Annotated in this window: 13 protein-coding genes and 4 pseudogenes; 14 read left to right on the plus strand and 3 right to left on the minus strand. The window is 55.6% G+C overall.

Annotated elements, in window-relative coordinates; genetic code table 11:
• Nucleotides 1-13 precede the first annotated feature (13 nt).
• The 7 genes and pseudogenes from CU081_RS17225 (at nt 14) to CU081_RS17250 (ending at nt 5,451) form a co-directional block, all read left to right on the plus strand.
• A complete protein-coding gene (locus CU081_RS17225; RefSeq protein WP_003857424.1) occupies nt 14-319 on the plus strand; it encodes a DUF1161 domain-containing protein in 306 nt (101 codons plus the stop codon).
• A gap of 130 nt (nt 320-449) precedes the next feature.
• Nucleotides 450-2,888, plus strand: a complete 2,439-nt coding sequence (ynfE, locus tag CU081_RS17230) for a selenate/tellurate reductase subunit YnfE (RefSeq protein ID WP_047737606.1) — start codon at nt 450-452, stop codon at nt 2,886-2,888.
• Nucleotides 2,889-2,898: 10 nt separating this feature from the next.
• Nucleotides 2,899-2,955 (plus strand): annotated as a pseudogene (locus CU081_RS26875) (hypothetical protein); the annotation flags it as partial.
• Between the two features lie 57 nt (nt 2,956-3,012).
• A pseudogene (locus CU081_RS17235) lies at nt 3,013-3,515 on the plus strand (4Fe-4S dicluster domain-containing protein).
• A 1-nt stretch (nt 3,516) separates the two neighbouring features.
• Nucleotides 3,517-4,371 (plus strand): dimethyl sulfoxide reductase anchor subunit family protein, encoded by an 855-nt coding sequence (locus CU081_RS17240; RefSeq protein ID WP_022651056.1) that lies wholly within the window; start codon nt 3,517-3,519, stop codon nt 4,369-4,371.
• A 44-nt stretch (nt 4,372-4,415) separates the two neighbouring features.
• Entirely contained in the window at nt 4,416-5,030 is a 615-nt protein-coding gene (gene dmsD / locus CU081_RS17245; protein WP_017384547.1) for a Tat proofreading chaperone DmsD, read from the plus strand.
• A 109-nt stretch (nt 5,031-5,139) separates the two neighbouring features.
• Nucleotides 5,140-5,451, plus strand: a complete 312-nt coding sequence (locus CU081_RS17250; RefSeq protein ID WP_032609101.1) for a YebG family protein — start codon at nt 5,140-5,142, stop codon at nt 5,449-5,451.
• A gap of 175 nt (nt 5,452-5,626) precedes the next feature.
• On the opposite strand, the gene catA is transcribed toward CU081_RS17250, so the two are convergent.
• Complete coding sequence (catA, locus tag CU081_RS17255) at nt 5,627-6,304, minus strand: type A chloramphenicol O-acetyltransferase (RefSeq protein WP_022651054.1); 678 nt, start codon at nt 6,302-6,304, stop codon at nt 5,627-5,629.
• Between the two features lie 85 nt (nt 6,305-6,389).
• Nucleotides 6,390-6,837, minus strand: a pseudogene (locus CU081_RS17260) (LysR substrate-binding domain-containing protein); the annotation flags it as partial.
• A 104-nt stretch (nt 6,838-6,941) separates the two neighbouring features.
• Between CU081_RS17260 and CU081_RS26880 the strand changes: the two are divergent.
• The 7 genes and pseudogenes from CU081_RS26880 to clcB form a co-directional block, all read left to right on the plus strand.
• Nucleotides 6,942-7,064: pseudogene (locus CU081_RS26880) on the plus strand (alpha/beta hydrolase); the annotation flags it as partial.
• A 282-nt stretch (nt 7,065-7,346) separates the two neighbouring features.
• On the plus strand, nt 7,347-8,096 hold the full coding sequence (locus CU081_RS17270; protein ID WP_003857441.1) for a YoaK family protein: 750 nt from the start codon (nt 7,347-7,349) through the stop codon (nt 8,094-8,096).
• 250 nt (nt 8,097-8,346) lie between these two features.
• On the plus strand, nt 8,347-9,057 hold the full coding sequence (gene osmY, locus CU081_RS17275) for an osmoprotectant ABC transporter permease OsmY (protein ID WP_003857442.1): 711 nt from the start codon (nt 8,347-8,349) through the stop codon (nt 9,055-9,057).
• 18 nt (nt 9,058-9,075) lie between these two features.
• Nucleotides 9,076-9,975 (plus strand): osmoprotectant ABC transporter substrate-binding protein OsmX, encoded by a 900-nt coding sequence (gene osmX, locus CU081_RS17280; protein WP_003857443.1) that lies wholly within the window; start codon nt 9,076-9,078, stop codon nt 9,973-9,975.
• A gap of 8 nt (nt 9,976-9,983) precedes the next feature.
• Nucleotides 9,984-10,631: an osmoprotectant ABC transporter permease OsmW gene (gene osmW / locus CU081_RS17285; RefSeq protein WP_006808875.1), complete on the plus strand. Its 648-nt coding sequence runs from the start codon at nt 9,984-9,986 to the stop codon at nt 10,629-10,631.
• Nucleotides 10,631-11,779: an osmoprotectant ABC transporter ATP-binding protein OsmV gene (gene osmV / locus CU081_RS17290; protein WP_003857446.1), complete on the plus strand. Its 1,149-nt coding sequence runs from the start codon at nt 10,631-10,633 to the stop codon at nt 11,777-11,779. Before osmW ends, osmV begins: the two co-directional genes overlap by 1 nt.
• A 105-nt stretch (nt 11,780-11,884) precedes the next feature.
• Nucleotides 11,885-13,195: a voltage-gated ClC-type chloride channel ClcB gene (clcB, locus tag CU081_RS17295; RefSeq protein ID WP_022651052.1), complete on the plus strand. Its 1,311-nt coding sequence runs from the start codon at nt 11,885-11,887 to the stop codon at nt 13,193-13,195.
• On the opposite strand, the gene bioD is transcribed toward clcB, so the two are convergent.
• Nucleotides 13,130-13,825, minus strand: coding sequence for a dethiobiotin synthase (gene bioD / locus CU081_RS17300; RefSeq protein WP_022651051.1), 696 nt, complete (start codon nt 13,823-13,825; stop codon nt 13,130-13,132). The genes clcB and bioD overlap by 66 nt on opposite strands.
• Nucleotides 13,826-13,869: the final 44 nt, after the last annotated feature.

The following is a 13,869-nucleotide window of genomic DNA, read 5'->3' on the forward strand; positions in this document are numbered from 1 at the left end:
AAAGGAGCTACAGATGAAACGGTTACCCTGGATTACCGCCCTGCTGTTAATGAGTGCTTCACCCGCTCTTCTTGCGGCCCCGGATTCCTGCGAGCGCGTGAAAAGCGACATTCAGCAGAAGATTATCAACAACGGCGTACCGGAGTCTGGCTTTACCCTGAACATCGTCCCGAACGATCAGGCCGATCAGCCGGATGCGCAGGTCGTTGGGCATTGTGCCAACGATACTTTCAAAATTTTGTATACCCGCACCAGTAGCGGCAACTACCCGGTGAGCGGCGCAGGTACGCAGGAGAATGCGCCCGCTGAGCCGCAATGATTTTCCCACTCAATTCCCCTGATTTGACGAGGATTAATATTTAATACCTCTAAATAAGTAACATTCCCCCCATCATTAGCCCGGTTGTAGTCACGGGTGAAAATAATTATTAACAATGATGGGGTGAGTCATGTCCGAAGTTGAACATCACGGCGGGATAAGCCGTCGAACTCTGGTTAAATCTACTGCCATAGGATCTCTGGCGCTTGCCGCCGGTGGGATCGCATTACCTTTTGGTCTGAAAAGCGCCGCCGCCGCTGTGCAGTCCGCTATTCAGCCCGCAGAAGACAAAGTCGTCTGGGGCGCCTGCTCGGTAAACTGCGGTAGCCGCTGCGCTCTGCGTCTGCACGTTCGCGATGACGAAGTCTATTGGGTTGAGACGGATAATACCGGCGAGGATGTTTACGGCAACCATCAGGTTCGCGCCTGCCTGCGAGGCCGTTCAATTCGCCGTCGCATCAATCACCCAGACCGTCTGAACTATCCGATGAAACGCGTGGGCAAACGCGGAGAAGGCAAGTTTGAGCGTATCACCTGGGAAGAAGCGCTGGACACCATCGCCGCGAGTCTGAAAAGCGTGGTCGAAAAATACGGCAACGAAGCGGTCTACATTAACTACTCCTCCGGAATTGTAGGCGGCAACATCACCCGTTCCTCCCCTTACGCCTCGCTGGTCGCGCGCCTGATGAACTGCTACGGCGGCTTCCTCAGCCACTACGGCACCTACAGCACCGCGCAGATCGCCTGCGCAATGCCCTACACCTACGGCAGCAACGACGGCAACAGCACATCGGATATCGAAAACACCAAACTGGTGGTGATGTTCGGCAATAATCCGGCGGAAACGCGCATGAGCGGCGGCGGTATCACATACTTCCTTGAGCAGGCGCGCGAACGGTCAAACGCGCGGATGATCGTTATCGATCCGCGTTATACCGACACTGCCGCAGGGCGTGAAGACGAGTGGATCCCGATTCGTCCGGGCACCGATGCCGCGCTGGTGGCAGGTATTGCGTGGGTGCTGATTAATGAAAATCTGGTCGATCAACCTTTCCTCGATAAATACTGCGTGGGTTATGACGAAAAAACCCTGCCGGAAGGCGCACCGGCTAATGGTCATTACAAAGCCTATATTCTCGGCCAGGGTGATGACAAAACCGCGAAAACTCCGGATTGGGCGTCTCGCATAACGGGCATCCCTGCCGAACGCATCATTAAGCTGGCCCGTGAAATCGGTTCGGCGAAACCGGCCTACATTTGCCAGGGCTGGGGCCCGCAGCGTCAGGCAAACGGGGAGCAAACGTCCCGCGCCATCGCCATGCTGCCGATCCTGACCGGCAACGTCGGCATTAACGGCGGTAACAGCGGCGCACGCGAATCGACCTACACCATCACCATCGAACGCATGCCGCTGCCGGAAAATCCGGTGAAAACGCAAATCTCCTGCTTCAGCTGGACGGATGCCATCGTGCGTGGACCGGAGATGACCGCCCTGCGCGACGGCGTACGCGGCAAAGATAAGCTCGATGTGCCGATCAAGTTCATCTGGAACTACGCGGGTAATACCATCATCAACCAGCACTCCGATATCAACAAAACTCACGACATTTTGCAGGATGAGAGCAAGTGCGAAACGATCGTCGTCATTGATAACTTCATGACCTCGTCTGCGAAGTATGCCGATATTGTTCTGCCGGATCTGATGACCGTCGAGCAGGAAGATATCATCCCCAACGATTACGCCGGCAACATGGGATACCTGATTTTCCTCCAGCCGGTTACCGCCCCGAAGTTCGAGCGCAAGCCCATTTACTGGATCATGAGCGAAGTGGCGAAACGCCTCGGACCGGATATCCATCAGAAATTCACCGAAGGCCGTACGCAGGAGCAGTGGCTGCGCTACCTGTACGCCAAAATGGTCGCCAAAGATCCGCTGCTGCCGTCCTACGACGCGCTGAAAAAAATGGGTATTTATAAGCGCAAAGATCCAAATGGACATTTTGTGGCCTATAAAAAATTCCGTGACGATCCGGATGCCAATCCGCTGAAAACCCCGTCGGGCAAAATCGAGATCTACTCCAGCAAGCTGGCGGATATTGCGGCAACCTGGGAACTGCAAAAAGACGAAACCATCACCCCGCTGCCGGTCTATACCTCAACCTTTGAAGGCTGGGACGCGCCCGAGCGCAGCAAATTCCCGCTGCAACTGTTCGGTTTCCACTTTAAAGCCCGTACCCACTCCAGTTACGGCAACGTAGATGTGCTCCAGGCCGCCTGTCGCCAGGAGGTGTGGCTTAACCCTGTGGATGCAGAGCAACGAGGTATCAAAAATGGGGATATGGTGCGCGTCTTCAACGACCGCGGCGAAGTGCGCATTGCTGCGAAAGTCACCCCGCGCATCATGCCCGGCGTAAGCGCGATGGGCCAGGGCGCCTGGCATGACGCCAACATGAAAGGCGATCGTGTCGATCACGGCTCCTGCATCAATACCCTGACCACGCACCGCCCGTCACCGCTGGCGAAAGGCAACCCGCAGCACACGAACCTGGTGCAGATCGAGAAGGCATAAGGATTAACCGATGACAACCCAGTATGGATTTTTTATTGATTCCAGCCGCTGCACCGGTTGCAAAACCTGCGAGCTGGCCTGCAAGGATTACAAAGATCTGACCCCGGAGGTCAGCTTCCGTCGTATTTATGAATATGCGGGCGGCGACTGGCAGGAGGATAACGGCGTCTGGCATCAGAATGTCTTCGCCTATTACCTGTCGATTGCCTGCAACCACTGCGAAGATCCGGCCTGCACCAAGGTCTGCCCGAGCGGGGCAATGCACAAGCGCGACGACGGTTTTGTGGTGGTGGACGAGGATGTCTGCATCGGCTGTCGCTACTGCCACATGGCCTGCCCGTACGGCGCGCCGCAGTACAATGCCGCCAAAGGCCACATGACAAGTGCGACGGCTGCCACAGCCGGGTGGCGGACGGCAAAAAGCCCATCTGCGTCGAATCCTGCCCGCTGCGCGCGCTGGACTTTGGCCCGATTGAGGAACTGCGCAAAAAACACGGCCAGCTTGCTGCCGTCGCGCCGCTGCCGTCTGCGCACTTCACAAAGCCGAGTATTGTGATTAAACCTAACGCCAACAGCCGTCCGACGGGGGACACCACCGGCTACCTGGCAAACCCGAAGGAGGTGTGAGATGGGAAGTGGATGGCATGAATGGCCGCTGGTGATCTTCACCGTTTTCGGGCAGTGCGTGGCCGGCGCGTTAATCGTGATGGGCTTCGTCTGGCTTAAGGAAAATGATGACAAGGCCAGAATGCGCATCGTGCGCAGCCTGTTTTTTCTCTGGCTGGTAATGGGTATTGGGTTTATGGCTTCGGTGCTGCATCTTGGCTCCCCGCTGCGTGCCTTCAACTCGCTTAACCGCGTGGGCGCGTCAGCGCTGAGTAATGAGATCGCGGCGGGTTCGATCTTCTTTGCCGTGGGCGGTTTCTGGTGGCTGGTGTCGGTTATCGGTAAAATGCCCCCAGCTTTGGGCAAAATCTGGCTGGTTGTCAGCCAGCTTCTGGGTATCGTTTTTGTCTGGGCGATGACCCGGGTCTATCAGATAGAGACTGTCCCGACCTGGTATACGGGTTACACCACGCTGAGCTTCTTCCTGACGATGGTCCTTGCTGGTCCTCTGCTGGCCGCGCTGCTGCTACGCGTCGCAAACGTGACATTCAAAGGTACTCTTGCCGCGTCTGTCAGCGTACTGGCAATTATCGTCTGCGTGGCGGTCGTCGTGTTGCAAAGCAATACGCTGGGGACGATACAGAGTTCCATCCAGCAGGCCAGCGCCCTGCTGCCAGATTATGGCTCGCTTCAGGTGTGGCGCATCGCGTTGCTGGCGGCGGGTTTAGGCTGCTGGATCTGCCCGCTTATTCGTCGTCAGGAGCAAAAAACGCTCGGCCTGTTTGCAGGTGTCGTTCTGGTGGTGCTGGGTGAACTGATTGGCCGTGGGCTATTTTATGGTCTGCATATGACCGCAGGGTTAGCAATTGCAGGTTAACACAGGTGCGCGGGGCTACCCGCGCGCAAGTAAGGAAAGTTGTAATGAATGATGTCTCACACCGCGAATCGTTCGCGTTCAGCGCCCGGGTACTGGGCGCGCTGTTTTATTTCGCCCCAGACAGCGAGCAGACCGCGCCGCTGGTGAGTGCCCTGACCGCAGGTGACTGGGTTCAGGACTGGCCGCTGGCGGAGGAAAACCTGCTGCCTGTCGCCAGTATGTTTAAGACCCCGTCGGATGAAGCGTTGAAAGACGCCTGGCAGCGTCTGTTTATTGGCCCGTATGCCCTGCCCGCCCCCCCGTGGGGCTCGGTCTGGCTTGATCGCGAGTCCGTGCTGTTTGGCGATTCGACCCTCGCGTTGCGTCAGTGGATGCGTGAAAACCATATCGCCTTTGAGATGCAGCAGAATGAGCCCGAAGATCATTTCGGAACGTTGCTGATGCTGGCGGCATGGCTTGCCGAGAACGGTCGCGAAACAGAACGCGACCAGCTTCTTGCCTGGCATCTGCTGCCATGGAGCACGCGTTTCCTTAGCGTATTCGTTGAAAACGCGGCCCATCCGTTCTACACCGCGCTGGGTAAACTTGCCCAGCTGACGCTGGCGGAATGGCAGTCCACTTTGCTGATCCCGATTGTCGAAAAAACGCTGTACCGATAACAGCACCTGGCTTGTCCACCCGTTGTGCAGGCCAGGCTCGCACATTTTTGCTGCAACACAACTTCACAACTGCTATACTGTATATAATTACAGTATATGGGGGTGCACAATGGCTGTTGAAACAAAATTTGTTGTCGTACGAAAAGGTGAAGAAAAAATGACATTTGCCAGTAAGAAAGAGGCTGACGCTCACGACAAGCTGCTCGATATGGCAGAAGCGTTTACCGACTGGCTGTTGCAAAGCGGAATGCAGATGGATGAAACGCAGGCGGAGAACCTAGGTCTTTATCTCGCCGAGCAGAAAGAGTCCGTGCAGCATATCCTGCGTACCAGCAAGCTTCCCGAGCTCAATGCTGAAACGGATAAAACAGCATCAGATGCGGACAGCACCAAAAAAATCCGGGCCGTCAAAGCCGCCTGATCGTCAGAACGTCTCATCACCTGTCCTGCCGCCGCGGGCCGGAAACGGCTCGCGGCTTCATCATGCATTATTTCGATCTTCTCGAAAACAATGCGATTGAACATTTTAATCTGTTCTGGCGTAAAATTTGGTTACAGCATTTCCTCTCGTCAGACGTATGTTAAAAACACGTGAATCACACGTTCGGCGCCTCTGAATGGTGTGGTAAATTATCACATAACTCTTGCAACTCGTTGATCATCCTGGCTACATGGAAGCCATCACAAACAGAATGATGGACCTGAACGGCGAAAGGCAACAAGACTTTTTCATCCTGGTTATAGTATTTTCCAAACGTGAACATGGGCGCAAAAAAATTCCGCATGTTAGCGACGTTGACGTTAAAACTGCTAAAACTGACCCACGGAATATCAGATATGAAAAATATATTCTCCCGGGACTCTTCTTTGGGCCAGTAGGCAAGATTATCACCATAGCGAGAAACGTCTTCTGCATAAACGTTCTGAAAGTGATGAATATTCCCGTCGAAGTGACTCCATAATGATGAAAACGTCTCCGTCTCTTTATGGAAAAGGGTATAGCTGGGATGCACCTCATTCCATATTACAAGCTCATTATCCTTCATGGCCATACGGAATTCCGGATGCCGGTTTACGACGTGAGAAATAAGGGAAATAATCGCAGGATAAAATTTCCAGCCAACCTCTTTGATATGCTTTAGCAGCACGGTAATGTCCAGCTGAACCGTTTGGTTAAATGTAGATTGAGCAAAGCCCTGAAATACTTCAAAGTGTTCCTTTCTTGCCCAACGTGATAAGTCAACTACCGTATATTCTGGCGTTATTTTTGTCATTTCAGAGCCTTAGTTGAGCTGCGCTATATAAAATAGTAGCGTATCACAAACGCAGGGGCTGTATAGACCGTAGCGAAGAGGCACCCTAAATTTTCAGCGTATCAATCACCGCTCTCAGCGCCGGGGATACGTTGCGGTGTGGATAATAGAGGTACAGTCCGTCCATCCGCAGGCTGTAGCGCTGTAAGACGCGTATAAGCGTGCCACGCTCCAGATCGTCAGCCACCAGCTCAACCGGGACATAGGCCAGCCCGAGTCCCAGCCGGGCCGCTTCGGCCTCCATGTAGCTGTCGGAAAAGGCCCATTGCCCCTCCGGGCGGTGAGTCACTCGCTTCCCATCCTGCACAAGCTCCCATTGATAGTGGTTACCGTCGGCGAACTGGTAGGCAATGCAGGGATGAGCATCCAGATCGGCGGGCGTCTGCGGAAAACCATAGCGCCGAAAATGCGCCGGAGCGGCAACCACAGCCATCTCCATATCGGGCGTGATGCGCACGGCAATCATCCGGCCCCAGCCGGACGCCAGCGTCGAATGAAAATATTCACCAAACTGTCCGCCGTGCTGCTATGCGCATCATTAAGTTGAGTTAAAACAATGAATTAGTAAGAAACACGAAATCCTGACGCCCGCGTTTCGATGGTGACAACCTGAGATAAGACCTTCGCCGAGAGCGATAAAGTCGACCACCGCAAGGTGACGTTCGAGAACCGATACGGGATCACCCTGGCTGGCGATCTGTACATTCCCAGGAACAGCGGACCAGATGCTGGCTTCTCTTCTCGTCGTTGTGAATTACATCTATGTCTACACTGAATCAAATCCCATCCCGCTCCAGCGAGCATGCATACTGGGCCGGTATTTATGCCCGCCAGTCTGCTCGCGTCATCAGCAATAAAGCATTATATTAACAAGGTTATTTTATTTAATTACAAAACCTCGCACTCCTCCCGTTGAAATAATAATTAAGCAATATCCTGGTCAGCCAGCGACATCGCTTTGTTAGCTTGAGCGTTCAGGCAAAGCTCAAACCGGAGGTATTCTTTGCTGATTAAATTAAAGAAAGAACGAACGCATCAGGAGGATCGTCGTCTTGCCCTCTGGCTGGCGACCTCCGCGGGACTGCTGAATGCCATTGCGCTGGGCGCGTTCGGCTTTTTTCCCTCGCATATGACGGGCAATACCTCGCAGCTATCCAGCGAAGTTTCCTCCACCGATCTCAGCGATATTCTTTTCTTCGGCGCCATTATTCTTTCGTTTGTCTCAGGTGCCATCGCTGCGCGGATTATTGTTATCTGGGGGATTATCCATAACATCAGGCTGGTATTCAGCCAGGTTCTGTTTGTTGAAGGGCTATTACTGGCAGGGGTATCCCTGTACGAAATGTATTTTCACTCCTTTGCCACGAATCAGGAGATTATTATTTTCCTGTGCGGGTTGATGGGAATTCATAATTCCACCTCCACTCAGCTATCCGGTGGACGGGTAAGATCCACACACATCACCGGCACGCTGACCGATGCGGGCATTTCGCTGGCCTCCGTTATGGTCGCCATGCTGCGCCGGGATTATTCCAAAGATACGGCCGCGCAAAAGAGTCAGCTCAAAACCCATTTAACTACCCTTTTCTCCTTTATCAGCGGAGGTATCGCGGGGCTGATCCTGTTCAGAGAGTTTGGATTCCACGCGATGCTGGCGCTGGGCCTGATGCTGGTGGTCGTCGCCGCCTTCTCTATCGTCCGCATCTCGTGGCGGGTACGAAAAGTGCGCGCCGCGCTTAGTCGACAGGTTTAATCAGCATGCCTTACGTGACATTGTCACGTAAAGCATGCTTCTTTAAGACTATTCTGCCTGCCCACTGACAGCCCTTATGCCATAAGGCTTCACCCAGGTTGTCACTAATTTCATAGGGTTACTGTTTTACCCCCTTCGCTGGAACCCTTCCGTTTCGCTTGCTATAGGTGAAGTACCCCTGCCGAAACATGGCATAACAACAGGCAACCGGTGGTTGCTATAACGCATGCGCACAGGGAGACACACCGCAATGCACCCATTACTTAAACGTTCGCTGCTTTTTGTCGGCGCGATTATCGTGGTTCTCGCTCTCCTCACCTGGGGAATTGGACTGGAGACGATTAAGGCGCGCCAGGTTGACCTGATCTACCTCGGGCAACAGCACCTGATTCTGGTCTTTTCATCAATGTTCTTTGCCCTGCTGGTGGGCATTCCAAGCGGTATTTTGCTGAGCCGTCCAGCCGCGCGTGGTATCGCCGAATATGTGATGCAAATCTTTAACGTGGGTAACACCCTGCCGCCGCTGGCCGTTCTGGCGCTGGCGATGGTGGTGATTGGCATCGGTGATAAACCGGCCATTATCGCCCTCTTTCTGGCCTCTCTGCTGCCGATTGTGCGTAACACCTATGCCGGGCTGTGCTCTGTTCCCGCGTCGTTGCTGGAAGCGGCAAACGGTATCGGCATGACCAAATGGCAGCGCCTGCGTCAGGTTGAGATCCCTAACGCGTGGCCGGTGATGCTTTCTGGTATTCGCATTGCCACTGCGATTAACGTCGGTACCGCACCGCTGGCATTCCTGATTGGCGCCAGCAGCTACGGCGAGCTGATTTTCCCTGGGATCTACCTGAATGACTTCCCGACGCTGATCCTGGGCGCGGCGGCCACCGCCCTGTTCGCCCTGATTCTGGATACGCTGCTGGCGGCACTGGGTCGACTACTGAGCCCGCATCTCGCGCGATAATTATAACAAGGAGCTTCTATGAGACTGTTTTCCGGCCTGACGGCGCTATGCGCCGCCGCGCTCTTCACCAGCCAGGCGCTCGCCGCGCCGCTGATCCTGGCAACCAAGAGCTTTACCGAGCAGCACATTCTCTCGGCCATGACCGTGCAGTATCTGCAAAAGAAAGGGTTTCAGGTACAGCCGCAGACCAATATTGCAACGGTGATTTCCCGTAACGCGATGATCAACAAGCAGATTGATATGACCTGGGAGTATACCGGCACGTCGCTGATCATCTTCAACCACATCAATAAACGCATGTCGCCGCAGGAATCGTACGAGACGGTGAAACGCCTCGACGCGAAGCACGGTCTGGTGTGGCTTAAACCTGCCGATATGAACAATACCTATGCCTTTGCCATGCAGCGCAAGCGCGCCGAGGCTGAACATATCAATACCATGTCTGAGATGGTGGCAAAGATTGAGCAGATCCGTAAAACCGATCCGGATAACAACTGGCTGCTGGGCCTTGACCTGGAATTTGCCGGACGCAGCGACGGGATGAAGCCGTTGCAGGCGGCCTACAAGATGGAGCTGGACCGCCCGCAGATCCGCCAGATGGATCCGGGCCTGGTCTATAACGCGGTGCGCGACGGGTTTGTCGATGCGGGGCTGATCTACACCACCGACGGGCGCGTAAAGGGCTTCGATCTTAAAGTGCTGGAAGACGATAAAGGCTTCTTCCCGAGTTATGCCGTGACGCCAGTTGTTCGAAAAGACACGCTGGAGGCTAACCCGGGGCTGGAGGAGGCGCTGAACACCCTCTCAGCCCAGCTCAATAACGACGTTATCACCGACCTGAATAAGAAGGTGGATATCGACCATCAGTCACCGCAGCAGGTCGCCCGTGATTTCCTGCGTAGCAAACAGTTGCTGTAGGAGGCGCTATGGAGACGATTCACTATATTCTCGACAACTGGGACTATCTCTTAACCCTGACGCTGCAACACCTGTGGCTGGTGGCACTCGCCGTCGGCCTGGCGATTATTATTGGCGTGCCGCTGGGCATTTTAATTGTCCGCCATAAATGGCTGGCAACGCCGGTGCTGGGGATCGCCACCATTGTGCTCACCATCCCGTCAATTGCGCTTTTCGGCCTGATGATCCCGCTCTTTTCGCTGATCGGTCAGGGCATTGGCGCCCTGCCCGCGATTACGGCGGTGTTCCTCTATTCGCTGCTGCCGATTGTGCGTAACACCCACACGGCGCTCGACAGCCTGCCGCCGGGCCTGCGAGAAGCGGGACGCGGTATCGGCATGACCTTCTGGCAGCGTCTGCGCTGGGTGGAAATCCCGATGGCGCTGCCGGTGATTTTTGGCGGCATCCGCACCGCCGTGGTAATGAACATCGGCGTCATGGCGATTGCCGCCGTGATCGGTGCGGGCGGGCTGGGCCTGCTGCTGCTTAACGGTATTGGCGGGAGTGATATTCGTATGTTGATTGCGGGCGCGCTGATGATTTGTCTTTTAGCGATTGTGCTCGACTGGTTGCTGCACCGTTTGCAGGTGGTACTGACTCCGAAGGGGATTCGATAATGATAAAACTGGAAAACCTCACCAAACAATTTTCACAGAAACACGGCCAGACGTTTAAGGCCGTCGACAACGTCAACCTGAACGTGCCTGAAGGGGAAATGTGCGTGCTGCTCGGCCCGTCCGGCTGCGGGAAAACCACTACACTGAAGATGATCAACCGTCTCATTACGCCAAGTAGCGGGACAATCCTGATTAACGGCGAAGACACCAGCGGAATGGACACCGTGACCCTGCGCCGCAACATTGGCTACGTGATCCAGCAGATTGGCCTGTTCCCGAACATGACTATCGAAGAGAACATTACCGTCGTGCCGCGCATGCTGGGCTGGGACAAGGCACGCTGTAAATCCCGTGCCGAAGAGCTGATGGATATGGTGGCAATGGATCCGCATAAATTCCTTCACCGCTATCCGCGTGAAATGTCCGGCGGCCAGCAGCAGCGCATCGGCGTCATCCGCGCGCTGGCAGCCGATCCTCCGGTCCTGCTGATGGATGAACCGTTCGGTGCAGTCGACCCGATCAACCGTGAGGTGATCCAGAACCAATTCCTTGAGATGCAGCGCAAGCTGAAAAAGACCGTGATGCTGGTGAGCCACGATATTGACGAAGCGCTGAAGCTGGGCGACCGTATTGCCGTCTTCCGTCAGGGGCGTATCGTGCAGTGCGCCAGCCCGGACGAGCTGCTGGCGAAACCCGCGAATGAGTTTGTTGGCTCGTTTGTTGGTCAGGACCGGACGTTGAAACGCCTGCTGCTGGTATCGGCGGGCGACGTCACCGACCAGCAGCCGACGATTACGGTACGCGAATCGACGCCGCTGCCGGAGGCCTTCGCCACCATGGATGACAACGATATTCGCGCCATTACCGTGGTTGATGAGCACGGCAAACCGCTCGGCTTTGTGAAGCGCCGCGAAGCGCGTAACGCCAGCGGCAGCTGCGGGGATATTCTGCATCCGTTCCGTATGACCGGTAAGGCCGAGGATAACCTGCGCGTGGTGCTTTCTCGCCTGTATGAGAGCAACACCAGCTGGATGCCGATTGTGGACGAGGACGGACGCTATAACGGCGAGATATCCCAGGATTATATTGCGGAGTATTTGAGTTCAGGGCGTACGCGCCGGGCATTAAATATTCATAGCGAGAGTTAAGCATTCAGGCCGGGTACTGCCCGGCCTTTTTCCGCACGCATACCTTTTGCTAACCTCCCGATTTCCCGCCACAATATTGTATCGTCCCCGTTAAATCACGACTTCATGCAACGTCTTCACGCTTACCCCGACATCCGCGCGATGTTTCGCCGTCTCCTGATTGCTACCGTCACCGGCGTGCTGGCGGCGCTGGCCGTTGCGGTGTTCCGCCACAGCATGTATCTGCTGGAGTGGCTATTTCTCAGCAACGAAAGCGGAAGTCTGGTGAACGCCGCAGCCGCGTTATCGCCCTGGCGGCGGGCGCTGACGCCTGCGCTAGGTGGTCTGGCCGCGGGGATGCTGCTGTGGGGATGGCAGCGCATGACGGCACAACGTCCCCACGCCCCGACCGATTATATGGAAGCGCTTGAGACGGGAGACGGCCAGTTTGACTACGGCGCCAGCCTGGTGAAATCCCTCGCGTCGTTGCTGGTGGTCGCCAGCGGCAGCGCCATCGGCCGTGAAGGCGCCATGATCCTGCTCGCCGCCCTCGCCGCCTCCTTTTTTGCACAACGTTGTACGCCAAAATCCGAATGGAAACTGTGGATCGCCTGCGGTGCCGCCGCCGGGATGGCCAGCGCCTATCATGCGCCGCTGGCGGGCAGCCTGTTTATCGCAGAGATCCTGTTTGGCACGCTGATGCTGGCCTCCCTCGGCCCGGTGGTGATTGCCGCTGTAGTGGCCCTGCTGACCACGCGCCTGTTAAGTCCCGGCGCGAATACGCTATATGATGTCCATCTCAGCGAGATGCTTACGGCGGTGGATTATTTCCTGATCGTTGGCGTGGGTCTGCTGGCTGGCGTTTGCGGCCCGCTGCTGATGTGGCTGATGGCGGCCAGCCACAGGCTGTTTCTGCGTCTCAAACTCTCACCGCCGTGGCAGCTGGCGCTGGGTGGTCTGATCGTCGGGCTGCTGTCGCTGCTGACGCCGAAAGTATGGGGGAATGGCTATAGCGTGGTTCAGGCGTTTTTGCAGTCGCCGCCGCTGCTGTCGGTGATTGCTGGCGTCTTTATTTGCAAGCTGCTGGCGGTACTGGCAAGCAGCGGGTCCGGCGCGCCGGGAGGCGTGTTCACGCCAACCTTGTTCGTTGGTATGGCAACGGGAATGCTGTTTGCGCAGATCTTTGCGCTGTGGTTTCCTGGCTCTGAGACGGCGATCCTGCTTGGGCTGGCGGGAATGGCGACGCTGCTCGCCGCCACAACGCATGCGCCAATCATGTCGGCCTTGATGGTCTGTGAGATGACCGGGCAGTATTTTTTACTTCCCGGTTTGCTGGTTGCCTGTGTTGTGGCATCGGTATTGTCGAGAACGCTACGCCACGACTCGATCTATGGCCAGCATACCGCCGAAAGCCGAGAGATCGATATAGTGCGCTAATTCGCGCTGCTCTGCGCGGGGCAGATAAGGCAGTTCGCCTACCAGCGGGCCAGGCAGCTTTTTGCTCAGCACGTCGATGATTTCAGCGTAGTGCGCAAGGCCCGGGTTAATACGATTCGCCACCCAACCAATCAGCGGCAGGCCGTCATTAGCGATAGCCTGCGCCGTCAGCAAGGCATGGTTGATGCACCCTTCCTGGATGCCCACGACCATAATCACCGGCAATTGCTCCTGTACCACCCATTCGGAAAGGGGACGTAAATCGTTCATCAGGCTGCGCCAGCCACCGGTCCCTTCAACGACAACGTGGTCAACCTTTTCACTCAGATTTGCCAGGCCATCAGAAAGCAGGCTGTAGTTGATAAGCCCACTGTGAGCGACGCTGCTTTCCTCTTCGCTTAACGCGATAGGATTGACGGCATCATAAGGCAGTTCCAGAGACGAGACGCTTTGCAGAACCAGGGCGTCCTTATTGCGCAGCCCTTCTGGCGTCTCTTTACTGCCTTTTGCAACCGGCTTGTATCCTGCAACGCGTTTACCGCTTGCCGCCAGGGCCTGGAGTAACGCGCGGGATACGACTGTCTTCCCGACAGACGTATCCGTACCAGTAATAAAGAAACGCTTAAGCATGACTCATTCCACCTCTTGGGTATGCTTCAAAATATAAACCAGGT

It is taken from the genome of Enterobacter sp. CRENT-193 (genome assembly GCF_002787395.1).
Taxonomy (GTDB): Bacteria; Pseudomonadota; Gammaproteobacteria; order Enterobacterales; family Enterobacteriaceae; genus Enterobacter; species Enterobacter hormaechei_C.

Bases quoted from the DNA above. Each gene is read 5' to 3' on its own strand.
- ynfE (WP_047737606.1), top strand. From the start codon at position 450: ATGTCCGAAGTTGAACATCACGGCGGGATAAGCCGTCGAACTCTGGTT.
- CU081_RS17250 (WP_032609101.1), top strand. From the start codon at position 5,140: ATGGCTGTTGAAACAAAATTTGTTGTCGTACGAAAAGGTGAAGAAAAA.
- clcB (WP_022651052.1), top strand. From the start codon at position 11,885: ATGCAACGTCTTCACGCTTACCCCGACATCCGCGCGATGTTTCGCCGT.
- bioD (WP_022651051.1), bottom strand. From the start codon at position 13,825: ATGCTTAAGCGTTTCTTTATTACTGGTACGGATACGTCTGTCGGGAAG.
- dmsD (WP_017384547.1), top strand. From the start codon at position 4,416: ATGAATGATGTCTCACACCGCGAATCGTTCGCGTTCAGCGCCCGGGTA.
- catA (WP_022651054.1), bottom strand. From the start codon at position 6,304: ATGACAAAAATAACGCCAGAATATACGGTAGTTGACTTATCACGTTGG.
- osmX (WP_003857443.1), top strand. From the start codon at position 9,076: ATGAGACTGTTTTCCGGCCTGACGGCGCTATGCGCCGCCGCGCTCTTC.
- osmV (WP_003857446.1), top strand. From the start codon at position 10,631: ATGATAAAACTGGAAAACCTCACCAAACAATTTTCACAGAAACACGGC.
- CU081_RS17240 (WP_022651056.1), top strand. From the start codon at position 3,517: ATGGGAAGTGGATGGCATGAATGGCCGCTGGTGATCTTCACCGTTTTC.
- osmW (WP_006808875.1), top strand. From the start codon at position 9,984: ATGGAGACGATTCACTATATTCTCGACAACTGGGACTATCTCTTAACC.
- osmY (WP_003857442.1), top strand. From the start codon at position 8,347: ATGCACCCATTACTTAAACGTTCGCTGCTTTTTGTCGGCGCGATTATC.
- CU081_RS17225 (WP_003857424.1), top strand. From the start codon at position 14: ATGAAACGGTTACCCTGGATTACCGCCCTGCTGTTAATGAGTGCTTCA.